Raw genomic sequence first — 24,411 nt, forward strand, 5'->3', positions numbered from 1 at the left:
CGAGACTGCAGTTGCTCAACCTTTTCGGCCACGTTTTCCGTGTTGCCTTTGAGTGAGCTGGCGATGCCTTTCAGGGTTTGTTCTTCTGCTGCAACAAAGTCCAGTGCAGACTGACCCACCACGGCTTCAATACGACGGATACCCGCAGCAATACCGCTTTCGGAAGCAATCTTCAGCAGGCCCAGATCACCGGTGCGAGCGGCGTGAGTACCACCACAGAATTCGACCGAGAAATCGTCCATACCCATGCTCAGTACCCGCACGGTATCGCCATACTTCTCACCAAACTGAGCCGCTGCGCCGGTTTCGCGAGCGTCTTCGATGCTCATCACACGGGTCACGACCGGGGTGTTGGCACGAATGTGACGGTTCACAATGGTTTCGATCTCGGCCAGCTCAGCCGCAGTAACGGCTTCCAGATGAGAGAAGTCAAAACGCAGGCGGTCGTAAGTGTTCAAGGAGCCTTTCTGGGACACGTGGTCACCCAGAACCTGACGCAGAGCGGCGTGCAGCAGGTGTGTCGCCGAATGGTGCAGGGCTGTGGCCTGACGCTTTTCAGCATCAACCGTTGCCGTCAGCTGATCGCCAACCTTTACAGAACCTTCAACCAGTACGCCTTTGTGCAGGTGGTTGTTGCCTTCCTTGGTGGTGTCTTTCACCTGGAACACAACGCCATCGGCTTTCAGGAAACCGGTATCACCTGCCTGACCACCGCTTTCGGCATAGAACGCGGTTTCGTCCAGCACCAATACAGCCTGGTCACCGGCATTCAGAGTGTCGACGGCATTGCCTTCAACAAACAGCGCCTTAACAGTACCGCTGTTTTCCAGCAGCTCGTAACCGAGGAAGCTGGTCTCGCCATCGATATCCAGGCCTGCACCGTAGCTGGCACCGAAGTTACCGGCGGCACGGGCTTTTTCACGCTGCTTGTTCATTTCAACGTCGAAGCCGGCTTCATCAACCTTGAGGTCTTTTTCACGGGCAACGTCAGCGGTCAAATCCAGCGGGAAACCGTAGGTGTCGTACAGTTTGAACGCCACTTCACCCGGAATGGTGTCGCCTTGCAGTTCAGCAATTTCAGCGTTCAGAATTGCCATGCCCTTGTCCAGGGTTTTGGCAAACTGTTCTTCTTCGATGCGCAGAACTTTCTCAACGTGCTCTTGCAGGTTGGCCAGTTCCGGGTACGCCTCGCCCATTTGTTCAACCAGCGCGCCAACCAGCTTGTGGAAGAAGCCAGCGGAAGCACCCAGCATGTGACCATGACGCACGGCACGGCGAATAATACGACGCAGAACATAGCCACGGCCTTCGTTGGACGGCAGTACACCATCAACAATCAGGAAGCTGGTGGAACGAATATGGTCAGCAATAACGCGCAGGGACTTGTTCTCGGTGTCCTTGCAGCCAGTCACTTCAGCGGCGGCAGCCAGCAGCGCCTGGAACAGGTCGATTTCATAGTTGCTATGAACGCCCTGCTTGATTGCAGAAATACGTTCCAGACCCATGCCGGTATCAACCGACGGCTTCGGCAGCGGCACCATGTCGCCATTTGGCTGACGGTCGAACTGCATGAATACGTTGTTCCAGATCTCGATGAAGCGGTCGCCATCTTCTTCCGGAGACCCTGGAGGCCCGCCCCAGATGTGCTCACCGTGATCGTAGAAAATTTCAGTACACGGACCACACGGACCGGTATCACCCATTTGCCAGAAGTTGTCGGACGCGTAACGGGCGCCCTTGTTGTCGCCAATGCGAACGATCTTCTCGGCCGGTACGCCCACCTGCTTGTTCCAGATGTCGTAGGCTTCGTCGTCTTCGGCGTAAACGGTCACCATCAGCTTGTCGACTGGCAGTTGCAGGCCGTTTTCTGAGGTCAGGAATTCCCACGCGAACTTGATCGCGTCTTCCTTGAAGTAGTCACCAAAGCTGAAGTTACCCAGCATTTCAAAGAAGGTGTGGTGACGGGCGGTATAACCCACGTTTTCAAGGTCATTGTGCTTGCCACCGGCACGTACACAGCGCTGGGACGTCGCCGCGCGGGTGTAGCTGCGAGGGTCGCTACCCAGGAATACGTCCTTGAACTGAACCATACCTGCGTTGGTGAACAGCAAAGTAGGATCGTTGCCCGGCACCAGCGGGCTGGAAGGCACGATTTCATGCCCCTTGGAGGCAAAGAAATCCAGGAATGCCTGGCGAATATCTGCGCTTTTCATACGGTGGCAAAATTCCAGTGGTTGCTTTCAATAAAGGCCCGAGTATAGCGGTTTGCGATCAAATGTCCGAGTCCCCCCGCCATGTGGATTCGCTATTGACCAGACAAACGTCGTTGATAAGCCGATGACACAGGCGTGACAAAGACACTTGCAAAGAATAACTGAATGGTTATATTTGAATTCAGAGTTCAAAAACCACACACCGGAGAGCAACCTATGAACATTGATCGCATCGTGCTGGCGTTTGCAGGAACCATGATTTTGGGCAGCCTTGCGCTGTCGCAACTGCACTCCGTCAACTGGCTATGGCTAACGGCTTTTGTGGGTGCCAACCTGCTGCAAGCCTCGGTCACCAGCTTCTGCCCACTGGCCATCGTGCTGAAGAAACTGGGCATGAAATCCGGCTGCGCGTTTTCCTGAAGCAGGGTTAACTTTAATCACTGAACGAAAAACGCCGCAACGGCAAAACCGCTGCGGCGTTTAAAAATCATTGAACAGGCCAAGCTCAGTCATTGTCCAAGTTACGACACTCATCCAGTGCATACTGCACCTGATCGGTGTTAAAGCCCCGATAGGCCAAAAAGCGATATAGCTTGGCCTTGTCTTTCTGTTCCGACAAATTCAGACCGTTGGCTTTTTTCAAGGCCGCGTCACGGGCCATTTCGAACCAGTCGACTTCAGACTCTTGCAAGCCTTCCCGAATCAGGGACTCCGCAACGCCTTTCTGGCGTAATTCCTGAAACAGCCGCACCGGGCCAATATTGCGCAGGGTTTTGGTACGAATATAACTGCCAACATAGCGCTGGTCGCTTTGCCAGCCCCGTTCAGCCAGCTCATCCAGAACACGGTGAAGGTCGTCGGCGGATGCCGCGCGGGAGAGGAGTTTTTGCTGTAACTCCCAGCGCGAATGCTCGCGCCGGGAAAGCAGATCAACCACTGCGACCTTCAGGGCCGCAGCGTCGAGGGGATCAGGATTCTGCGGTTTCTTCATCAGAGTCTGCGGCAGCCGCTTCGTCTTCAGTCACGCTGGCGATCAGCTGAGCGCGGATACCGGCTTCGATTTCAGCCGCAATTTCCGGATGCTCTTCCAGGTACGCAGCAGCGTTTGCCTTGCCCTGACCGATCTTGTTGTCCTGATAGCTGTACCAGGCGCCAGACTTCTGCACCAGATCACACTTCACACCCAGGTCGATCACTTCGCCCATGTGGTAGATACCACGGCCGTACATGATCTGGAATTCCGCCTGACGGAATGGCGGAGAAACCTTGTTCTTCACCACTTTAACGCGGGTTTCGTTACCGATAACTTCATCGCCCTGCTTCACAGAACCGGTACGACGGATATCCAGACGAACAGAGGCGTAGAACTTCAGCGCGTTACCACCGGTAGTGGTTTCCGGGCTACCGAACATCACACCAATCTTCATACGAATCTGGTTAATGAAGATCACCAGACAGTTGGCGTTCTTGACGTTACCGGTAATCTTACGCAGCGCCTGAGACATCAGACGAGCTTGCAGACCCACGTGGCTGTCGCCCATTTCGCCTTCAATTTCGGCTTTTGGTGTCAGTGCGGCAACGGAGTCGACCACGATCACATCAACGGCACCGGAACGAACCAGGCTGTCACAGATTTCCAGTGCTTGTTCACCGGTATCTGGCTGGGAAACCAGCAGGCTATCGAGGTCGATACCCAGCTTCTCGGCGTACAGCGGGTCCAGTGCGTGCTCAGCATCGATGATGGCAACAGTTTTACCCGCTTTCTGTGCCTGCGCCATGGCAGACAGACACATGGTGGTTTTACCGGAGCTTTCCGGGCCGTAGATCTCAACGATACGTCCCATTGGCAGGCCACCAATGCCAAGCGCAATATCCAACCCCAGCGAGCCGGTGGAAACGGCCGGAATGGCTTCGCGTGGCTGTTCGCCCATCTTCATGATGGCGCCTTTACCAAACTGGCGTTCAATCTGGCTCAGTGCTGCATCCAGTGCTTTTTGCTTGTTCGCGTCCATTGAATTCCTCGTACCCGTCAGGGAAGTTAAAACGTATGGAGATGATTTACTGTAAATTTGACCAGTAGTTAAACACAGATTTTGACCAACGCCAAGAGAACAGCATCAAAATACTGGATGAATTAACAGGATTATTTTTCAGCGGTTCAGGCTTGCTCCAACCAATGCGACAAGCCCTTGATGGCATGCAACACCGCCTGCTGCCGAACGGCTTCGCGGTCGCCATCAAAGTGGCAGACTTCGGAATGCAAACGGCGATGATTGCCCCAGGCAAACCACACCGTCCCTACCGGTTTACCCGGCACTGCCCCGCCCGGCCCGGCAATGCCACTGGTCGCCACGGCAACATCGGCAGCGCTGTTACTGACCGCACCTGCGACCATCTCGCGCACGGTTTGCTCGCTGACCGCGCCCACCTGCTCCAGCGTCGCGGCCTCAACATCTAGTAGCTTCATTTTGGCTTCATTGGAATAAGTGACAAAACCACAATCAAACCACTGCGAAGAGCCAGCCAGATCGGTACAGGCCGCCGCGATACCGCCGCCCGTACAGGACTCCGCCGTCGCCAACTTCCAGTGGCGCATTTTTAATTGCTCGGCCAGTTCCTCGGTTGCAAATTGCAGGGACATGGTGGGGCTCCTGAGTCACATCATTCAGCCCTAGTATGCCTGACAAATGCAATCCATGGCGTGCTGTCAGAGCACGCCATGGGCAAAAAATGGGTTGCGTTTGATGTATGGCGCGGCAGGCAATTAATGGAAAAGCGGTGATGTCTGTATGCCAGGGGCGGGCATGGAAGAGAAACTGCGTATCGGTGCGCGGTATATACCCTACGGCTTCGCGAATAAATTCGCTCCTACAAGGTGTTGGGATAATTCGGTGCGCACCGCAACGATGATTTAAACGCCGTTACCAGGCCGTCGAGCCACCATCCACCGGCAGGTCAGCGCCGGTAATCCAGCTGGCTTCGTCCGATGCCAAATACAAGGCCGCGTAACCAATATCTTCCGGCTGGCCCAAACGACGAATCATGGTTTTGTTCAGCACCTCATCACGGAAACCGGGGATATTCTCCAGCGGCTCGCGCGTCGCTGTGGTTTCAATCAAGGCTGGGGAAATGGTGTTAACGCGAATATTGAAATCACGCCCTTCCATCGCCAGTTGACGTGACATTGCCAGCACCCCGCCCTTGCCCGCGCAATGGGCAATCGCAGGCAGCGGTTTGAAGGCATTGTGGGCATTGGCGGAGGCAAAGTTGATGATGGCCGCCGAGCCGCTTTCTTTCAGATGTGGCCAGGCTTTCTGACAGGCCAGGAAAACCACGCTGAGTTCACCATCGAGGGTGCGCTTCCAGCCTTCGTAGTAGTCCATGTCCTCCAGCCAGGCGAAGGCACCAAAGGCCCCCGCGTTGACCAGAATATCCAGCCGACCATGGGTTTCGATGCAATGGTCGATCAGGCGTTGGACGTCATCCGGTTGTGTAAGATCGCACGGTGCCAGCGAAGTCATTGGCGTGCCCTGCTCGGCTGCCAGCTGATCGGTTTCGGCGGCCGTGGTTGCGTTGATGTCTGCGCCGACCACTCGAGCCCCCGCAGCGGCGAACATCAGAGCGCAACCACGGCCAATTCCGGAGCCGCTACCGGTGACGATAGCGACCTTGCCTTCAAGGCGATTGTTCTTGTTCATTGTGATGTCCTTTTTAGCCGGACGTCGGATGTCAGACGTCGACGCTTGTCCTGTGATTGGTAATGCCGTTATCGGTGCGCGGTGCGCACCCTACGGATCTCGCGAATAAATTCGCTCCTACACCGCATCGGAAATATTTGGTGCGCAACGGTGCAAAATCGAACGCATGTCCGGTAGGTCGGATAAGCCTGCGCCATCCGACGCACCACGGTGTCGGATGGCAGCCGCTTCGCGTCTTTATCCGACCTACGGCGTTACGTTAACCGTACGCACCATTTTGAAATACGATCAAGTGCGGGCAAGCGGCCCGCGCTCCCGGTGGAGTTAATAACCCGGGAGCGCGGACGGCCCGTCCGCATTAAAACCCCTTGCTTAGGGTCTTACTTGCTCTTGCGGAACGGCAATGACGCCAGGAAGGCCATGTCCTTCAGCTTCATCATCTTCAAACCGGCACGAGCAGCGTCGGCGTCGAGACGGGCTTCCATCGGCATGGTGCCGAAGCTCTTGCCCTTGATGATGAGTTCGCCGTTTTCCTGACCAATGGAGTCAACGCTCATCAGCTCTTCGTCCGCCGGGCCACGCAGTACCATGCCGCCTTTCTTCACCGCTTTGGCGGCATTCGGATCACCGGCGTCCATACGCGCGCCTTTAGCGACGGAACCGAAGTCCATGCCCAGTTCTTCGAACATTTTCTGTGCGGTAGCACGGCCTGCGCCGTACACACCACCACCCGGATGCTGGAATGGCCCTGCCAGGTAGAGGTTCTTGATGCCCGGAATGGTGAACTGGCCGAGGTCCGGCGTCGGGCGGTGGCCAGCGCTCTGGTACATGTACGGTGCTACGCCGTGCAGGTCACCGCGCACCATGGAGTTCGGTGAGCTGCGCTCCAGATCCACCGGCGAGCAGATGGTGCGCATGATGATGTTGTCGGAAGTGAGGTTCTTGACGAACTTGCGGTAGTGCTCCAGCGACAGGTCGCCGATCTCTTCCTTGAATTCGTCCCAGTGCTTGCCAGCCCAACGCTCGTCTTTAACGTCGTAGGGCGCAAAGGTAATACCGTGGAACATGCCAGCACCTTCCGGTACACGGGTCTTGTCGCCAATGGATTCATCACCACCGGCACACAGACGGCGCCTGGTGATCAAACCACGCTTGAGGTCGTCGAAGTCGGCGCACATTTCGTCGAGGGAATCGGTGGCCATAAACTCCAGCATGGTGGCGTAACCGACGTCTTCACCGGCGTAGTACTGGGCGTTTTCTTTCAGGTCGTAGTGGGAAACCATGATCGAGAACGGCGCCAGCGTAGCGCGTTCGGCACGCTTCAGAATTGGTTCGTCGACGCCTTCGACGAACTTGCGAATCACGTGCGGGTGAATGGCACCAATCACCGCGTCCCTGGCGAAGATTTTCTCGCCATCAGACAGCTCAACGCCCTTGGCTTCGTCGCCGGACATCAGGATCTTGCGCACTTCGGAATTGCAACGCACTTCACCACCGTGATGTTCGATACAACGCACCAGTGACTCGGTCAGCTTGCCGGAACCACCAATTGGCTGCGACACACCGTAGGTATGAATGATGCCCGGCATCAGCAGCACGCCCATGCCCGTGCCCAGTTCGTTCGGCGCTTGCAGGTTTTCACTCACCAGACGCAGCAAGTGAATCTTGATCTTGTCGCTCTCGTACAGCTGGTTAACCAGATCGAGGCAGTCGCGGCTCATGTAGTCGAGCATGATGCGACCTTCTTCGGTGCGGTCCAGCATCGCCATCATTTCGCCCAGCGGTGGCGGTGGCGAATACAGGCCCGGCATAAAGACCTTGAGGAAGTCCTGGCTCATCTTCACGAACGCCCGATAGGTTTCGGCGTCTTTCGGGGAGATTTTGGCGAAGCATTCGCAGGTCTTGTCGATGTCCTTGTAGGTGTACAGCACCGACTGATCCGGAAAGATCGTCGCGTGTGGTACGTGGGAATAATGGTAATCCAGACCGTGTTGGCTCATCAGGCCCAGTTCGTCCTGACGAATCATCGGGTTACCCTGAATCATGATGTGCACACTGGAGTGCTCGTCATGCCAGTATCCCGGCGTGTTGATCTGCTGGGTGGACACACCGCCACCCGGATAGGATTTGCGTTCCAGAACCAGTACTTTTTTACCAGCCTTGGCCAGATAGGCAGCGGCGACCAGACCATTGTGGCCTGCGCCCATAGCAACGACATCGTAGCTGTTACTGCTCATTTGGATTTCCTCAATTGTCACGCCAGCCGCGGGGTCTCGGTTGTGGTGCTGACTGGCGATCGGTTACCGGGCTTTATCCCGGACTCTTGCGATGCAAACAAGGCCACTCAGGCCAATGACACCGCCTTGTTACGAAACACACGCTGGCCAATCAGCAGCAGGATGGCGATCGGCAGCACGAATTGACCAATCAAACCAATCGCGGCAGCGTGAGTGCCCATCATTTCCTGCAGGCCCACCACCACCATCGGGGTGAAGAACTGACCCAGGAAGAAAGCCGCCATCCAGGCACCAGTGCCAAGCGCACGACGGTGCGGTGGCAGGTTGCTCATGTTCCACACCATCATGGTTGGCAGCAGCATGCCGCCACCCAGGCCGGTCACCATGGCACCCACCACCATCATTTCGGCGGCCGTACCGGCTGAGCCAATCAGCAGGTAGCCAATACCAATCAGCGACAGTGCGGTGCCCAGACGAACAGGGGTAATAAACCAGCGGCAGTTGAGCAGGAAACGGAAAGCGATGGAGCCCACTACCACCGCCACCTGAGCCAGTGAGGCCAGCAAACCAATGGTGCTTGGTGCGGTGATATTGACGCCGTGCAACAGGTAACCAATGTGTACCTGAACGGCCATAAAGAGGATGCCGCCCACCAGCGTCACCGCGCAGATACCGGCGATTTTCATCGGGTTCCACATGGCTTTTTCTTCGTCGGTGAGGGATTCCATCAGCTGTTGAGGGGCCTCGCGTTTTGGTTCCCACAACACCACCAGTGCCCACAGCGCCAGCACAATGGAAATGCTGTACACCATAAACGGCGTGCGCCAGCCAAACTCACCCAGCGCGCCGCCAATGGCGATGAAAATAACCGCGGAGCTGGAAGACAGCGTGGTGTTCAGCGCCAGATAACGCTCGCGCTGAACGCCGGAATAGTAGTCGCCGATCAGGGCCACAGAGGCGGTCATGATGATGGCTTCGGCCAGACCCACACCAATGCGGGTACCAATAATGGTGGGTAAGGATTCGATAAATACCGGCGCCACACCGAAGGCAGCGTACAGCACCAGACCCGCCACCAGCATGTTCTTGCGGCCAGTGCGGTCGGCAACGATGCCCACCACCATCGACAGCAAGGCGATCACCAAGCCGGGGGCCGTCAGTGCCATCGGCACCAGAAATTCGACATTTTCAGTGGCAGAGAAGTGTTCCTGCATTTGCGGCAATACAGGGGCAATTACCACGGCAGCCAATACAGACATACAGCCGCACAACAGCAGTAACCAGGCGTGCATAGGCCGGGCAACTGGGGTCATATTGTTATTCATATTATTGACTCCCGAATATGGGTTAGGAGATTACCGGGTCTTGCGACCCGGGTCTCTTTGAGTGTGTAAATACTGAGTCAGCTATCAACGAATGCCTTCGCCAGCCATGGCTTCCGGGGTGAAGGTGAAGTCGTCGTAACGCTCCATCACCTTGTACTGCTCGTCGGAATCGTTCAGCAGACCATCGACGTACCAGGCACCCGACACCAGGTCGTAGAAGCCGAAGCTCATTGGTGGCAGCGTGGCCGGGATATCTGGCGCAGTGATCGGGTTGGAGAAGCCCATCTGCCAGAAGTCGCCGTTGGCATCCCAGTGGTCAGCCAGTACCGCAAACCAGGTGTCTTCGTCGAGGTAGTAACGACGCTTCGGAGCCAGATGGCGCTGACCTTCTTTCACCGTCGCTTCGATCACCCAAACGCGGTGTTTCTCGTAACGCATGTCTTCGGGATTGACGTGGTGATCCATCAGCACTTCGTCAGAAGAACGCTGGAACATGCGGTTGTTGTTGTACGGAATGTACATTTCCTGCTTGCCAACAATGGTCCAGTCGAAACGGTCGGTACGGCCGTTGAACACGTTGGTCTGGTCGAACATGGAAATACCGGCCGACGCTGGGGTCGGGGTATCGCAGCAGGAGTTAGGCAGCTTGCGCACACGACGCTGACCGGTGAAGTACACCCAGGTTTCGCCCTTGCCGTTCTGGATGTTTTCGTGGCCAACAATGGCTTCACCGGCACGAATCGCCGGGCCGTAGTTCAGCAGACGGATCTTCCAGAACACGCCTTCGTAGTCGTCCATGAACTCTTCGTAGTTGGACTCCTGGAAGTAGTACGGCATCTGGAAATCACCGGACGCCAGTACCGTAGGTACGTGCTGACCGGAAGCGGTGGTTTGCATGCCACGCACGTCCACATGGTGGGACGCCGGACGCCATGCCAGCAGGTGGTTCCACATCGCCTGCTCACCGGTTTGTGGGATCGGGAACGGAATACCGCCGAAGGCGCCCTTCACTTCCGAACCATCCAGCGTGGCCTTCACGGCATTGGTTTTGGTGTTGTCGTACACCCACTGCGGTGCCGCAGCAGTACGGTGAGTCTTGTATACCGGCACGGTGAAGGTGTCCGGATACTTCTTCAGCATCGCCTTCAGACCTTCCGACAGCCCCTTCTCGTACTGCGCCATATTGGCGGCGGTAATGACGAACAGCGGCTGTTCATCAGCGTAGGGATCGCTGCGCTTGCCGCCGTTTTTGAAACCGGCAGGCACCGTGGTGTTACCACCGGTCCAGGCTGGAATAGAGCCATCCGCGTTGGCGGCTTTTTCAGCACCGAATGGCGTCAGATCAGCGCCCAGACGGTTGGCTTCCTGTTGGGAAACAGCCGCGGAGGCAACGCCCGCCGCCGTCAGCAAAGCGCTCAGCAGAGCAACTTTCATGGGTTTGGTAATCGCTTTCATGAGGTTCTCCCGAGCTTAGAAAGTGCGACGAATGTTGAAAGAGATGTTGTCGCGGTCGGACATGGCCTGCTTGTAGGAACCGTGGCCGTTTTCATCGATCACGTTATCCACCGGACCAAAGAAGTTGTTGTAGGCAAAACCAAAGCGCCATACGTCGAGGTAAGTGCCTTCAACCCCCAGACTCAGATCACCGGTTTTCTCACCCATAAACGAGCCTTCCGCCAGCGAGTTACCGTGCAGGCCGTAGCCCAGTACCATCGGCACACTCAAATCCAGGCCCGGCAGTACCTGACGGTATTTCGGGGCATAAATCAGACGCATATTCCAGGCATCGCGGTCGCCGTTCGGGTTCAGTACACCGCCACGGTCATGGGTCACTTCCATCACGTGGTTGTAGGCAATCTCGCCAAGGAAATCGGCTTCGCGGGACAGGAAGTTCGGGCCAATGCTGGCCAGCCAGTTCACCTGTGCATGGCTGGTATTACCAATGGCGTACAGCGCATCGCTTTCGGTATTGCCACCTTTCACACCGGTGATGTAACGCAGGTCGGTAGCAGCATCGCTGTTCAGCGGCGTATTTCGACGAATGGAGGCTTCAGCGGCAAAGTTGAAGTTGCCAAAGGTACGGGTGGCCGACACACCAAAAGCTTTTACGCCTTCGTGGTACAACCAACGGTATTCACCGGCCTGAACCCGACCTTCGCTGTCGACCTGGGCATCGGCAAACGGCATCACGTTGATGTTCGGCGCCTTGTTGTTGTACTGGATGGCGTAGAAACCGTAGTCGGATTCTTCACCGCGGTAGCGCAGCTGCACACCGTACTGACCGGAGTCCTTGGCCTCGGCATCAGCCGCCCGTTTGAAGTACACAGAGCCGTCCGGCGCCAGCAGCATCTGCTCGGCACCTTCACTGAGGAAGTCGACGCCCGAGAAGTAGGAACCGGAGCCCGGCAGACGGGTTTTCTTGAATTCCAGCTGGTAGTAAGCCCCTACCGACAGATCACGGGTAAGCTGCAACTGACCGGAAATCTGCTCCACCGGACGCATCAACTCCTTGAACTGCACCGATGGCACCGCCATTGCCTTGGCAACGTCGATGGGCGCCTGGCCGTTGGCAATACCGTTGCCACCGAAGAACAGCGACTCCCCCCACACCATGGTGTGCGAGCCAATCCGGCCAGTCATGGATACATCGCCCACGCGGGCACGACCAAACACAAAGTAGTCGAGCATTTCGACGTTCTGGCCGTGCAGGTCTTTGGTGCCGTCGGTGAATTCGTTGTAGTCGGTCGACAGCGGATTGGCGGTCGATTCCGAATCGTTGTCGTTCTCGCCGGAATACTCGCTGTCGTACCAGCCTGCGGCGCTCAAGCGCATGCCGTACTTGCGCTTGTAGATCACATCCATTTCAGTCAGAACGTCCAGACGATTGGAAACCAGCCCCTTGTCGAAGTTACGGTTGCCGTCGTCGGTATTCGGCCAGTTGCCCTGGGTATCGGCCGTTAGTCGGTCGTGCTGATCCTGCAAACGGAACATGTTCGAATACTTCACCGTGGTATCCCACATCACTCGCAGATCCGAGCTGTTGGTTACCATAAAGGCGTTGGCATGACCGGCGCTGAGGGCCGCTGCTACTGCCGCAGCCAGCAGGGTTGGTCGGCCGAGCGAGCGTGCCTGATTTACTGCTGTGGTTTGCCTGTTAGTCATCACTGATAGGCTCCTTGTTATATTTATGGTCGTCAGTGCTTGAACAGCCGTTAGCGCCAATGCGCCATGGGCAGTCCGGCAACAGGGGATCGGAAACTCGGCAAACTGCTTCCCGCCAGACTTCCGATATAAACGGTCTTCAGATCCGGCCCACCGAAGGTGATGCTGGCCATCATGGGTGCCAGCGTGCCCTTGCAAGCGCCCATCAGCTCGGGCGTGGTGGTGCCTTCATCGAAATGCTTGTGATAGATCGCCAGTGCTTGCGGGTTGCCGTCGTCCAGCAAGGTCAGCACCTCGCCTTCTGGCGTCAGGGCGATCAGGCGTTCGTTCAGAATCAGGGTGATCCAGAGGTTGCCGTAGCTGTCGAAAGCAAAACCGTCCGGGTAGCCGCCCAAATCGGCCGGGCCGTAAATTTCACGTTCCAGCTCGTTCAACTGGTCGTCGAAACGCACCCGGGAAATACGCTTGGCGTTGGTTTCCACCACGTAGAGCCACTCTTCGTCAGCGTCGAAACGAATCTCGTTGGTGCCAACAAAACCGTCGGCCGCCACGCGAATGGTGTCGCCATCAATGACGCCGACGTAGCCATCCGCAGTTTTCTCGTTGATGGAAATCGTCCATGGCTCCTGACGGGTAGTCACGGTGAACCAGATGCGGCCCTTGCTATCCAGCAGGCAGAAATTCATCTTGCCCAGCGGTTTGCCGTCCATGCTGTCGAACAGCAGCTCGGACTCGCCGTCGCGGGTCATGCGCTCAATGGCGTTGGTGCCGAAATTGGCGATCACAATGTTGCCGTCAGCGTCGAACGCCAGACCGTTTGGCAAGGTGCCGCCCATCATGCGATCGGCCGCCGAAGCGTTTTCATCCAGTCCTTCAGTTGGCTGCTGGGCGATCAAGGTTTGCTCTCCACCTGGCGCAATGTGCACCACGCCGCCACGGGCATCGGCAGTCCACAGGCTGCCGTCCGGCTCGGCCAGAATGCACTCCGGCCGTTGCAGGTCGTGGCCAACCATCACGATGTCTTCAGGCTGCGGCTGCCAGCCAATCAATGGGTTAGTCATAAAGGCTCCTTGGCATCGGCAGCTACCACAGCCGACCGATTCAATGATTCAGAAAGAAATGCATCAGAAAAAAGATGGGGATGGCTGTCGGCGCTCAACCCCAGCAGCTGCAACGGGTTGTGGATAAGCAGGGCTTCCAGCTCTGGCTGGCTGAGGGCAACAAGCCACTCCTGCGCCGCTTTGCTGCCCATATCGAACGGGTAGTCGGTGCCCAGCACCACGCGCTCAATGCCGACCTGATCAATCAGGTGACGCAGCGCCAGCGGCGAAAACACCAAACTGTCGAACCAAAGCTGGGAAAGGTATTCGGACGGCGTGCGTGGCAGATGCGCCAGCTCCGGCCGTACCGCAGCACCGCGGTTATGGCGGCCAACGTATTGCGGCAAGTAGCCACCACCGTGGGCGGTGAGGATTTTCAGATTGGGAAAGCGGTCGAGTACGCCGCCGACCATCAAGCGCGACACCGCGATGGTGGTTTCCAGCGGCTGACCAATCAGGTTCGACAGGTAACCGTCCTGCAATCGGTCATCCACACGGGTAGAAAATGGATGAATAAATACCAGCGCACCCAGCTCAGCAGCGGCTTGCCAGAACGGCAACAGCTCGGCGGCATCAAGGTCGCGCTCGTTCACACGGGTAGAGATTTCAACGCCGTAAAAGCAAGGCTGCTGCATCAGCTCGCGCAGCTGTTTTACGGCCAGTTCAGGATGCTGCAGAGACACCGCACCGAGGCCAACAAAGCGTTCCGGGTGCTGTTCGCACAACTGTTGAATGGCCGCGTTTTGCAGCGCCACCAACTCGGCAGACAGGACTTCGTCGGCCCAATAGAAGTATTGCGATGGCGACGGGCTCAGGCACTGCATCGCCACCCCTTCGGCGTCCATATCGTCCAAACGCTGCTGCACGTCGACCAGCTTGCCGATCACCGAAGGCATCATCACATTGCGGTTGTGCTCAACCGACGCCACGCCCATTTCTTCCACAAAGCGCTGTTGCTCGGCAGCAAAGGCCGAATGGCTGGCGGCTTTCTGGTTGGCCATAGGTGCAAACACATGACAGTGCATATCAATGGCACCGGCCACGCAGGGAGCGGATGGTTTGGGATGTGAGCGGCCACAGCCGCATTGATGCAATTGGATCGAACTCACTGGACACCTCCAGTCACTCCGAACGGGTGTTCGGAAGCCACTGAAGACGGGTTGAAAGCGCATTCCCCAAACAGGAGCGTGGCCTTGGCAACGGTCGACGACAGCAGCGTTATTGTTATTTTTCTGTGTCTGTCGCTGCCCCAGCGGGCGGATGGTCCGTCGTTGATGGCAGCGTCAGCGCGAGTACGGAGCCATACTAAGACCCGGTTTTACCATCCACTAAATCGTTTGCTTCCATGTCAGGCATTGGTTACGCCAATACCAAAATCCCTATTACCGGCTGCGCCGATGGTGAGCCGCCAAGCTCTGGATCATTTAAGAAAAGCCTTGAAACAGCCTTTGAAACCGACAACAAAGCGCTGACAGAGCACGGCCCCAATCAACAAACATGCATCGACCGAATTCCTGAAAATCCATTAATTTTCAATGACTTAAGGATTAAAACCAAAGTCAGGAAAGAAAGGGGAAAGATGATAGGTCAGAAGATGTTTTCGGCCATTCCGAGCAGACGCCTCGCACAGCCCAGCCAGGCAGACACCCAAGCAAACCGCCTTCTCAGGCAGGCCCGAACCTGACATTCACTGACATTTGAGAAGCCGTATCAGCTACATTTCGAGCCATGGCCAAGGTATCCATAAAACGGATAATTGCCATCACAACCATCCAGCAATACGATCAAGGTCAACAAAAATAACAATACCCACATAGTGAGGCGTCCATGCGATTCAACCGCTTTGACCTCAACCTGCTGGTTGTCCTCGATGCGCTGCTAAGCGAGCGCAATATCACTCGTGCCGGAGAAAAAGTATTCCTCAGCCAGAGCGCCACCAGTGGTGCCCTGTCGCGGCTGCGGGAATACTTCGACGACCCCCTACTGGTGCAGGTGGGCCGCAAGATGGTACTGACGCCGCTCGGCGAAAGCCTGATCCCCCAGGTGCGCGAGCTGCTGATGAAAATCCAGACCACGTTGGAAAGCCGGCCCGACCTCGACATTGCCCACGCCCAACGGCAGCTGACCATGGTAATGTCGGACTACCCCGTCACCATCCTGATGCCGGAAGTGCTGCGCCGCGCCGCCGAACAGGCACCGGGCATCATGTTTGAAACCATGGCCCCCACCAACGCACCGATTGAGGAAATGGAACAAGGCAACGCCGACTTCCTGATGCTGCCCAGTAACTTCCTGTCGCCGGACCACCCGTCGGTCGACCTGTTTGAAGAAGACTTCGTGATCATCTGCTGGAGCGAAAACCGCACCGTTGGCGACAGCCTCGATATGGAACAGTACTGCGCCCTCGGACACGTGTTAGCCCAGTTCGGCTCCAAACGTCGCCCTAGCGTCGACAGCTGGATGATGAAACGCGGCGGCATCGAACGACGGGTAGAAGTCACCGTAAACACCTTCAGCGCCATCCCCCAATGCGTGGTCGGCACCCAACGCATCGCCACCATTCACCGCCGCCTGGCCCAGCAATGGGCGCAATACCTGCCAATCCGCATCCTCGAAGCACCAATGGAAATCCCCTCATTCAAATGGGGCCTGCAATGGCACGAGATGCACAACGTCGACCCCGTCACCCAGTGGGTCAAAGACCTGATCGTCACCTGCTCACAGGAACTGCCGGACGTGCATAGTTTTAGCCGCTGAGGGCGCGGCGGTTTTTCTTCTGGATCTCCATTTCCGCCCCCTGAACTTTGGATTGGGGGCTTCGTTGTTGCAGATTGTTTCTCAGCTGTTTTTGTTGTCGGTACGTCCGCTGAAACGGCGTGGTGCCATGACGTTTACTTGTGGTCATTGATGAGGATGACTATGACTGGTAGCGTAAGCGCAGAGAGATAACTCAGGGAACATCTGGATGTTAACCAAGGCAAAGTTTGAAGATCTACTCTCGAAAATTGATTCAGAACTCAGCGAAAAGGAAATTGATTTTCATCAACGTCCCTTACAAGCATTATTCAAGCTGTATGATTTTACTGACTGTAAATCCCCCATCAGGCCTCTCTCTAAAAATGCTACAGCTACCAATGACTATTCAAACAACGCCTTATCGATTCAGGTCCATAGGTGGTACGAAAGAAGGTACGGGAATAGAATAAAAAAACACTTGGGACCAGGAAGTTACATTCTATTGATAAAAAATGAAGCATGGGAAGTTGTATATCCACTGGGCTGGGGGAACATAAACTTCACCATTGATTCAAGGCTTTCTAACGAGGGTCGTTTCAACATAGAAAAAACAGGAAAAAGAATCCCGTCTGTAAACATCCTATGCCACGTAAACGACATGACAACAGAGATTGCAAACAGCCTTACTTTAGAAGAAAAGAAAACTATTCTTTGGGATTATTTACATGGCCTAAACGCCATTCAGTATTTAAGGGGTATCAAGAATGCCCCATACATGGAGCAGGCTAAAAATGACTATGATGTATCAGTAAGTAACATATTCAACAAAAACCCTGATTATAATAACTCAAAATGGGCAGCGTTGATGTTTGCTGAAAAATCAATTAAATCGAAATTACGATCAAGCAACATTGATTTCAAACCGGGCCACAATCTGACATCGCTTGCCAATAGACTTCATCCTATTAATATAAAAATCCCACAATCCACAATTGATGATATTCAATGCAGCCCTAAAGTCAGATACGGGGAAGAATTAGTTTCTAGAAAAGAAGCGATTAAAGCATCCCGAAGTGCATTAGAGTTATTTGGTAATGTATTCCACCCTTCAGCTTATTCCTACAAATAAAAAAATCCACTTCGCACCAAAAAAAATCTCAAACGGATTAAAAATGAACGAAACATTGATCTTCAGTATATTACTGTCTTCTATCGGTTCGGTAATGATTTGCATCTGGCATGAAACAAAGGGAAGAGAGCTACCGTCCATCGAATGGGTTGAGAAAGATGTAGATCCCCCACAAATGAAGGCCTCAGAAACATCCCAAAAAGATAGAATTTGGTTTATCACCAGTTGTTTGATCTTGGGAGGGTTTATTGGTGCTATAGTCGGCTGTTACTTCTTAGGATTTCATACCGACAGACCATTTAATAATTACGCCGTTTCATGTGTAGCTATGACAGCAGGGTTTCTAATGCCAAACATTTTAATTTATTTGGAAAATCTAAAGATAGAAAGATTATCCCAAAGGTACAAAAGCAATCATAGGTAAAATTAGGCATCCCAGTAGATACAATAGATCTCCCAACTAGCTATCCACTATTATACCCTACACCCCTCCTCCACCAGCGGCCTGAACAGCTGCTGGCGGGCGGCCCAGTAGGACAGCGGGCGGTTGCTGTTATTGACCGCTTGCCCGGCGGATACCGGCAGCCGGATCATCAGGTAGTGGCCGTCGGCAGCGTTGATCAGCGGGCCTGCCTGATTAAGCGGTTGCCGCTGGATAACTTCGGCAACCTCCGGGGCGAAGGTATTCAGGCTGATTAACCTGGCGCTAGTTGGTCGACGAGAATCTGGCTGACGGGCGTCCGGTTTCTGCCTGTTACCACTGCTGCTCGCCAAAACCAACTCCCCTTCTGAACGCTTTCCCTGTTGAACCTGCCGCTCTCTAAAACCCTTCATTAAAGCCAACTGCTGTTGGGCGGTTTTGCCGTCCAGTTGTTTGCGCAAATCAGAGAGTTTGTCTGAGTCAGAGCCAAGCTCATACAGCCAGAAGCCGTAAACCAGTTGGTGTTCTTTCATGTACTGATCAATCGTGTTTGGCGGGGCTTTTTCGCCATTCACACCGTACATCTGTTCGAACAGGCGGTCGGCCAGTAAATCTGAGTTATGCAACCAGTGGTACATGGCTTCGCTTTGATACATGCGCCGTACCTGAATCAGGTATTCGCCAAGGCCACCATAACGGCGGATGCCTTGCTGGCGTTGCAGCTGCCACTTTTGTTCGTCGTTGTCGGTAATAACAATATCGTGCTGGCTGGCCAGGGTGCGTAACTGGCGTTGTTGGCACATATAGCTGATGGCTTGTTGCTCTATGTCTGTGGGAGTTCGTTCGGTTAGGGATGGCTGGCGTTGGCTGAATTTGAGCCAGAAGCGGGCTTCGTCGAGGCGGATGGGGTAGCCGTTGACTTCGCCCCATTGTGGCCAGTCGATCTGGTAAGGCGACTTGCTTGTTGAAGACGTGACGGTTGATGCTGGAGCAGAGGTTACTTCAGCAGTGGCCTGGTCTGCTCTGACCGCCAGGCTTGGTGCCAGTAGACGCGACAGTAGCAGCGCCAGAAGCGGTAGCAGTAGTAAAAGCTGACGAGACAAAAGCCGGGGGAGTTTGATGTTCATTCTGGATATCCAACAGAAGTGACACGCGTCTGAAAGCCGGAAGCGGGTGATATGAATCGAGCCTCTTGCAGCAGAGCGGACGGAGAACCGATCTGCCGCAAGGGGCTCTTTTCTATCACCTGTTAAGTGCCTATCAGTTAGCAGCCACTTGCAGGGTAACGGTGCTGTATTCACCGGCAGCAATGGCGGTTTCAACACCGTCGACCAGCATGGTGACTGTGTAGCCGTCTGGTGCAGTGATGGCAGCGCCGTCTTCCAGCGTCAGGTTAGTGAGGTAAGAGGTTTCATCCACCACCCAGCTGCTGGAGCCGTCCAGCGTCAGGTCGAGGCCACTGTCGTCGGTGGTAGCGGCGAACTCGTTCACTACCTGACCGATGTAGCCGTATTGCTCGGCGGTGACGTCGGAGGCCGCCAGACCGTCGGCTTCAAACTGGAAGGTGGTGTTGGCGGTGGTGATGGCACCGGTAAGGGTGGTCGATGCCAGGCTCACGGCCAGATTACCCGCAGCGGTGTTGCCGTGAATGATGTCGCCGTTGAGCGTCACGTTGCTGAAGGACGCCGTGGCCTCACCCGCTTCGCTGGCACCGGCGAACAGGTCTGGGTTTTCGGCCATAAAGGTGGCGAAGTACGGGTCATCGTTGGCCATCATCTGCAGGATGATGCCCTGCTCGGAGTTCAGTTCAGCGTCGTCGACGATCACGGTCGGGAAGCTGCCCTTGGCCTGAATCACGGCTTCACCAGTGTTGAATACCGAGCCACGTTCAATGGTCAAGGTGCCGGAACCGTTGGAGTGCAGCATCACACCGAAGCGGTCAGAGTTCACTACCGAGGCATCGGTAAAGGTGCCGGAACCTTCGGCGGCCATGATCAGACCGTAGTCGTTGACGTTAACAGTACAGCCGCTGAAGCTGTCGAGCGCGTCGCCAATGGAGTAGCCACCGTAGCCGCTTTCTTCGGTTTCCAGCGTGGAGTCGATGCAGTACAGGCGCACGCTGTCGGTGTCATCAGTAGACAGTGCACCCCAGCCCTGTGCCTTCACAGTGGAGTTGATGTAATAGGCGGTGCCGTTGCCAACCAAATTGGTGGCACGGACGTTACCGGTCAGGCCCAGCATCCACGGCACTTCCATCATTTCGCCCAGCGCCACGGTGAACTCGTAGTCGTCTGGCAGAGTGCCGTTTTGCACGTAGATGTCGGAGTTATTCACCCGCATGGTGCTGTTGCCGCCAACGAATACCGCGGTACGAATCGCCCCTTGGGTGGTGATGCTGGTGTTATCCAGCGACACATCGGCCTGGCCTGCGGAATAGACCGCGGCACCGTAACCGGCGAAGTCGTTGCCACCGTTACCAGTGAAATCGACGGTCAGGCCGTCAATGGCGTAGTCGAAGGCATCCGCTGTGTCGCTGCTGCTGGTGACCATCACACCGTTGAAGCTCTCCCCTTCGGAGGTGATCGAACCGCCGGTCAGGGCAGTGTCGGTCACTTCACCGTCTACATAGGCTGCCGCCACAGATTTCTCTGCCACGTAGGCGCCGTCTTCAACATAGACCGCGGTGCGGAAATAATGCGGGTCCAGTTCACCATAGGTAATGGCGATGTCGCTGGTGACGGTCAGCACCACGTCGCCGCTGTAGCTGGCACCCGCTTCAATGGCGGTTTCAACGCCGTCGACGGTGAGCGTCAGGCTGTAGCCGTCGACGGTGGTGAGGCTGGCACCGGAGGCCAGCGTCAGCGCAGACAGTTCGGTGGTTTCGGCTACCTCATAGCTGCTGTCGGCATCGACAGACAACTCTGGCAAGCTGGCCGAATCACTGTTGTTGTTGTTGCTGTCGTCGTCGCTGCCACAGGCCGTCAGCAATGGCATGGCAACGATCGGGGCCGTCAGGGTGATGGCGCGAATGGCGCGCAGCAGCACGGAACGTGCAGGGTGTTTGGTTTCCATCATGAAATCTCTTGTTATGTTTATATTCTTCCATCGGGTTTCTGCTCGTCGGCAAACTGGGCTGCCGTCGTGGCTTCAACATAAAAAGAGTGCAACGAATCGGTAAAATGACTCGTTGCAATGGAATCCATCCCCGCCATCGATAGCTGGCTTATTGGCGATTCAGGCCGCTACCAAACGCGCCGCCAGTGTCAGAAAGGGTCAGTGAAAAAGCCTTCTGATCTCAAAAACAATCCGCGTTTTCCACAAATCCAGCCTTGTAACCACTTCCTGCCATGGGGATTTCCGCTGGTAGCCATCGCTACAATCCATGGCCAGACCATGCCTCAAGCCCACTAACCACCCAGAAAACACAAGGGTTGGCAGCCATTGCTTGATGTACATCCTTGCGCCGGACGGCAGTGCCTTCATTAACAGCAGCAAAAAATGACCGCCATCAAACAGGCCTGACAGTCCTTTTCATGTATCCAGCGCATCCATGGTTGCTATAGCTACAAACCATTTTTATGGATACCTTTGCGATACCTAGACTGGCATTCAACGCTTGAGGCTCACCTGTTTAAACAAAGCTTCGAGCGGCCCAATAATAAAGACAACAAGGTAATGCCCATGAATATCACCGGCCTCGATTGCCTGGTGTTTGGCGTCGATGACGTTGAAGCCTGCAATCAATACCTGACCGACTATGGCCTGACGCCGAAAGATGTATCGGCCGCTGGCGGTCGCTTCGAAGCTCTGGATGGCACCGCTATTGAAATCCGTCATCAGGATGATCCGAGCCTGCCACCAGCATTGCCGACCGGCTCGATGCTGCGTAAAACCATTCACGGTGTCGCCGACCAGCAAACCCTGAACGCCATTGCCGAAGAACTGGGTAAAGACCGCGAAGTAAAGCGCCTGGACGATGGCTCCATTGAAGCTGCCGACGACATGGGCTTTGTACTGGGCTTCCAGATCAGCTGCCGCAAGCCAATCTCGGTACCGGCCGAGAAAATCAACGCGCCGGGCGATGAGCCGGGCCGTCCGGTGAACGTGATTGGTGCCGATGAATCCATCGAGATCATCCCGCGCTCGCTGTCCCACGTGGTGTACTTTGTGCCGGACAGCAAGAAAGCCGAAGCTTTCTATATTGAGCGTCTGGGCTTCCGCGTGGCCGACCGCTTTACCAACCTCGGTCCATTCCTGCGTCCACAAGGCACCCTTGATCACCACACCATTTTCCTGGTGAACACGCCTCCGGAAATGCAGGGCGTTGAGCACTTTACCTTCCATCTGGGTGGCCCTAACGAACTGCTGCTGGCGGGCAAACGCTTCCAGGACAAGGGCTATGAATCCTTCTGGGGCCCTGGCCGTCATATCTATGGTTCCAACTGGTTCTGGTACTTCAACAGCCCAATGGGCGTTCACGTTGAATACGACGCCGATATGGACCTGCACGACGACAGCTGGACGCCGCGTGAAATCGACGCCAGCGCCGATGCGTCGCAGATTTTCAACTTCACTCTGGTCGACAAGTGGATGCCGGGTGGCGATCCGCACTGATCACTGCGGTGTTGCAAGACATGAACACGTCCTTGCGTCTGTGCCATCTCGATGACATCAGCGACGGCGATGCCCGCGGCTTTGACCCACTGGGCAGCGGCCGCGACAGCCTGTTTGTGATTCGTGATGGCAGCGAGCTGATTGGCTACCTCAACGCCTGCCCCCATCGCGGTTACGAAGGAACCTCGATGGCGTGGCGCAAGGACCAGTTTCTGAACAAGGCCAAGGATCGCATCCTCTGTGGTGCCCACGGCGCGCAGTTTGATATTCGCACTGGCGAGTGCTTGCGCGGCCCTTGCCCCGGCCAGTCACTAACACCCGTACAACTGACCATTAATGAACATGGCGACGTGTATCTGCACCCGACAGATACCGGAAAATAACAATACGAGGGATACACCATGACCCTGCCCGCACAAAAGATTCTGATTATTGGCGGCGGCTTCACCGGTATGTCGGCAGCCATTCTGCTGCAACAACAAGGTGCTGACGTTGAGCTGGTTGAAATCGATCCAAACTGGCGTACCGATGGCGCTGGCATTACCGTCAGTGGCCCGTCTCTGCGCGCGGTCGAGAAGATCGGCATACTGCCGCAGTTCAAGGAAAAAGGCGCCATTACCTCTGGCGTGAAGATGTTCAACGCCGAAGGTCAGCTGATCAAACAGATCGACACCCCGGCAGTACCGGATTCTTCCATTGTGGGCGGCGGCGGCATCATGCGCCCGGTGCTGGCACGGATTCTGGGCGAAGCCACCAAAGAAGCAGGCGTTGATGTGCACCTCGGTTGCACCTTCACCCGTATTGAAGAACGTGGCGATCAGGTCGAAGTGGAGTTCAGCGATGGCCGCTTCGGCAGCTACGATCTGGTGCTGGGCACCGACGGCGTGTTCTCGAAAGTGCGTCAGGAAATCTTCCCCGATGCCCCACGCCCGCAGTACACCGGTCAGGGCGTATGGCGTGCGGTGATTCCACGCGGCGACGTGGATTGCGCCATGCAGTACCTCGGGCCAAACGGCAAGGTCGGTTTTACGCCGGTGTCCGATACCGAAATGTATCTGTACTACACCGAAGCCCGTCCCACCATGGACAAGTTCTTCGAAGAACACGAACTGGTGCCGCATCTGAGCAAGTTGCTGGAACCTTTCACCGCACCGGAAATCGTCGAGATTCGTGAGAATCTGGGGGAGTCCTCGCAGATTATCTATCGCCCGCTCGAAGGCATGCTGATGCCACGGCCATGGTACAAGGGCCGCGTATTACTGATGGGCGACTGCGTGCATGCCACCACCCCACACCTGGCCTCTGGTGCCGGTATGGGCCACGAAGATGCGGTGGTACTTGCGGAGGAGTTCAAAAACGGCGGCGATATTCTTGAGGTGCTGGAACGCTTCCAGAACCGCCGCTGGGAACGCTGCCGCATGATCGTCACCAACTCCATGCGCTTGGGTGAGATTGAAAAAACCGGCGGCCCGAAAGAAGAACACACCCAGATCATGGGCATCACCATGCAAGCCCTGCTGGCCACCACCTGATTCCAAACCGAGTTCTCTGAGCCTTTGCACAGCAGTTTCAGCAACTGCCTTTCGCCCATCAGCCTGTGCTGATGGGCTTTTTTGTGGCTGCGGGTTTAGGAATTGTAGCCGTCTGTGGCAGGAGCGAATTTATTCGCGAACACATCCAGCCATCGGGAATGAATTCCCTCCTACACCGGATTCAATTACGAAGAGCAGCAAGTAGGAGCGAATTTATTCGCGAAAGCATCCAGTCATCGGGAAT

At 55.6% G+C, this 24,411-nt stretch carries 21 protein-coding genes; 8 read left to right on the top strand and 13 right to left on the bottom strand.

From position 1 onward, the window contains the following. A partial coding sequence (gene alaS / locus G516_RS0112625; protein WP_028293959.1) for an alanine--tRNA ligase occupies nt 1-2,213 on the bottom strand: 2,213 nt, incomplete at its 3' end. Nucleotides 2,214-2,429: 216 nt separating this feature from the next. On the opposite strand from alaS, the gene G516_RS0112630 reads away from it, so the two are divergent. Beyond that, complete coding sequence (locus G516_RS0112630; protein ID WP_028293960.1) at nt 2,430-2,633, top strand: YgaP family membrane protein; 204 nt, start codon at nt 2,430-2,432, stop codon at nt 2,631-2,633. 85 nt (nt 2,634-2,718) lie between these two features. On the opposite strand, the gene G516_RS0112635 is transcribed toward G516_RS0112630, so the two are convergent. The 10 genes from G516_RS0112635 to G516_RS22365 form a co-directional block, all read right to left on the bottom strand. Continuing rightward, nucleotides 2,719-3,204, bottom strand: a complete 486-nt coding sequence (locus G516_RS0112635; protein ID WP_036536356.1) for a regulatory protein RecX — start codon at nt 3,202-3,204, stop codon at nt 2,719-2,721. Next, complete coding sequence (gene recA / locus G516_RS0112640) at nt 3,182-4,225, bottom strand: recombinase RecA (protein WP_028293962.1); 1,044 nt, start codon at nt 4,223-4,225, stop codon at nt 3,182-3,184. The genes G516_RS0112635 and recA overlap by 23 nt, the downstream gene beginning before the upstream one ends. Nucleotides 4,226-4,371: 146 nt before the next feature. Further along, on the bottom strand, nt 4,372-4,854 hold the full coding sequence (locus G516_RS0112645) for a CinA family protein (protein ID WP_036536361.1): 483 nt from the start codon (nt 4,852-4,854) through the stop codon (nt 4,372-4,374). 280 nt (nt 4,855-5,134) lie between these two features. Further along, a complete protein-coding gene (locus tag G516_RS0112650; RefSeq protein WP_028293964.1) occupies nt 5,135-5,911 on the bottom strand; it encodes an SDR family NAD(P)-dependent oxidoreductase in 777 nt (258 codons plus the stop codon). Nucleotides 5,912-6,291: 380 nt separating this feature from the next. Continuing rightward, the gene (locus tag G516_RS0112655) at nt 6,292-8,148 is read right to left on the bottom strand and encodes a phytoene desaturase family protein (RefSeq protein WP_036536364.1); all 1,857 of its coding nucleotides are present in this window, start codon (nt 8,146-8,148) and stop codon (nt 6,292-6,294) included. A gap of 107 nt (nt 8,149-8,255) precedes the next feature. Continuing rightward, nucleotides 8,256-9,473 (bottom strand): MFS transporter, encoded by a 1,218-nt coding sequence (locus G516_RS22360; RefSeq protein ID WP_051219399.1) that lies wholly within the window; start codon nt 9,471-9,473, stop codon nt 8,256-8,258. An 84-nt stretch (nt 9,474-9,557) separates the two neighbouring features. Further along, nucleotides 9,558-10,928 carry a DUF1329 domain-containing protein gene (locus G516_RS0112665; protein ID WP_211225115.1) on the bottom strand — a complete coding sequence of 457 codons (1,371 nt, stop codon included), beginning with the start codon at nt 10,926-10,928 and terminating at the stop codon, nt 9,558-9,560. 15 nt (nt 10,929-10,943) lie between these two features. Further along, complete coding sequence (locus tag G516_RS0112670) at nt 10,944-12,635, bottom strand: DUF1302 domain-containing protein (protein WP_051219400.1); 1,692 nt, start codon at nt 12,633-12,635, stop codon at nt 10,944-10,946. 50 nt (nt 12,636-12,685) lie between these two features. After that, nucleotides 12,686-13,696 carry an SMP-30/gluconolactonase/LRE family protein gene (locus G516_RS0112675; protein ID WP_028293968.1) on the bottom strand — a complete coding sequence of 337 codons (1,011 nt, stop codon included), beginning with the start codon at nt 13,694-13,696 and terminating at the stop codon, nt 12,686-12,688. Further along, entirely contained in the window at nt 13,693-14,844 is a 1,152-nt protein-coding gene (locus G516_RS22365) for an amidohydrolase family protein (RefSeq protein ID WP_169449538.1), read from the bottom strand. Before G516_RS22365 ends, G516_RS0112675 begins: the two co-directional genes overlap by 4 nt. A gap of 236 nt (nt 14,845-15,080) precedes the next feature. Between G516_RS22365 and G516_RS0112685 the strand changes: the two genes are divergently transcribed. From G516_RS0112685 to G516_RS24710, 4 genes are all read left to right on the top strand, one after another. After that, a complete protein-coding gene (locus G516_RS0112685) occupies nt 15,081-15,419 on the top strand; it encodes a hypothetical protein (RefSeq protein WP_028293969.1) in 339 nt (112 codons plus the stop codon). A 143-nt stretch (nt 15,420-15,562) separates the two neighbouring features. Beyond that, the gene (locus G516_RS0112690; RefSeq protein WP_028293970.1) at nt 15,563-16,492 is read left to right on the top strand and encodes a LysR family transcriptional regulator; all 930 of its coding nucleotides are present in this window, start codon (nt 15,563-15,565) and stop codon (nt 16,490-16,492) included. A gap of 208 nt (nt 16,493-16,700) precedes the next feature. Continuing rightward, a complete protein-coding gene (locus G516_RS0112695; protein ID WP_028293971.1) occupies nt 16,701-17,600 on the top strand; it encodes a HEPN domain-containing protein in 900 nt (299 codons plus the stop codon). Nucleotides 17,601-17,643: 43 nt separating this feature from the next. Next, the gene (locus tag G516_RS24710; protein WP_156879038.1) at nt 17,644-18,024 is read left to right on the top strand and encodes a hypothetical protein; all 381 of its coding nucleotides are present in this window, start codon (nt 17,644-17,646) and stop codon (nt 18,022-18,024) included. A 50-nt stretch (nt 18,025-18,074) separates the two neighbouring features. On the opposite strand, the gene G516_RS0112700 is transcribed toward G516_RS24710, so the two are convergent. Both G516_RS0112700 and G516_RS0112705 read right to left on the bottom strand, forming a co-directional pair. Then, nucleotides 18,075-19,148: a hypothetical protein gene (locus G516_RS0112700; protein ID WP_028293972.1), complete on the bottom strand. Its 1,074-nt coding sequence runs from the start codon at nt 19,146-19,148 to the stop codon at nt 18,075-18,077. A 133-nt stretch (nt 19,149-19,281) separates the two neighbouring features. Beyond that, nucleotides 19,282-21,096 (bottom strand): autotransporter outer membrane beta-barrel domain-containing protein, encoded by a 1,815-nt coding sequence (locus tag G516_RS0112705; protein ID WP_028293973.1) that lies wholly within the window; start codon nt 21,094-21,096, stop codon nt 19,282-19,284. A 606-nt stretch (nt 21,097-21,702) separates the two neighbouring features. Here G516_RS0112705 and G516_RS0112715 point away from each other — a divergent pair. From G516_RS0112715 to G516_RS0112725, 3 genes are read left to right on the top strand one after another with little or no spacing between them, the layout of a single operon-like run. Continuing rightward, nucleotides 21,703-22,635, top strand: coding sequence for a VOC family protein (locus tag G516_RS0112715; protein WP_028293975.1), 933 nt, complete (start codon nt 21,703-21,705; stop codon nt 22,633-22,635). A 20-nt stretch (nt 22,636-22,655) separates the two neighbouring features. Beyond that, nucleotides 22,656-23,018, top strand: a complete 363-nt coding sequence (locus tag G516_RS0112720; protein ID WP_028293976.1) for a Rieske (2Fe-2S) protein — start codon at nt 22,656-22,658, stop codon at nt 23,016-23,018. A gap of 18 nt (nt 23,019-23,036) precedes the next feature. Beyond that, nucleotides 23,037-24,167 carry an FAD-dependent oxidoreductase gene (locus G516_RS0112725; protein WP_028293977.1) on the top strand — a complete coding sequence of 377 codons (1,131 nt, stop codon included), beginning with the start codon at nt 23,037-23,039 and terminating at the stop codon, nt 24,165-24,167. Nucleotides 24,168-24,411 lie beyond the last annotated feature (244 nt).

The sequence above is a fragment of the Oceanobacter kriegii DSM 6294 genome (assembly GCF_000422845.1).
Taxonomy (GTDB): domain Bacteria; phylum Pseudomonadota; class Gammaproteobacteria; order Pseudomonadales; family Oceanobacteraceae; genus Oceanobacter; species Oceanobacter kriegii.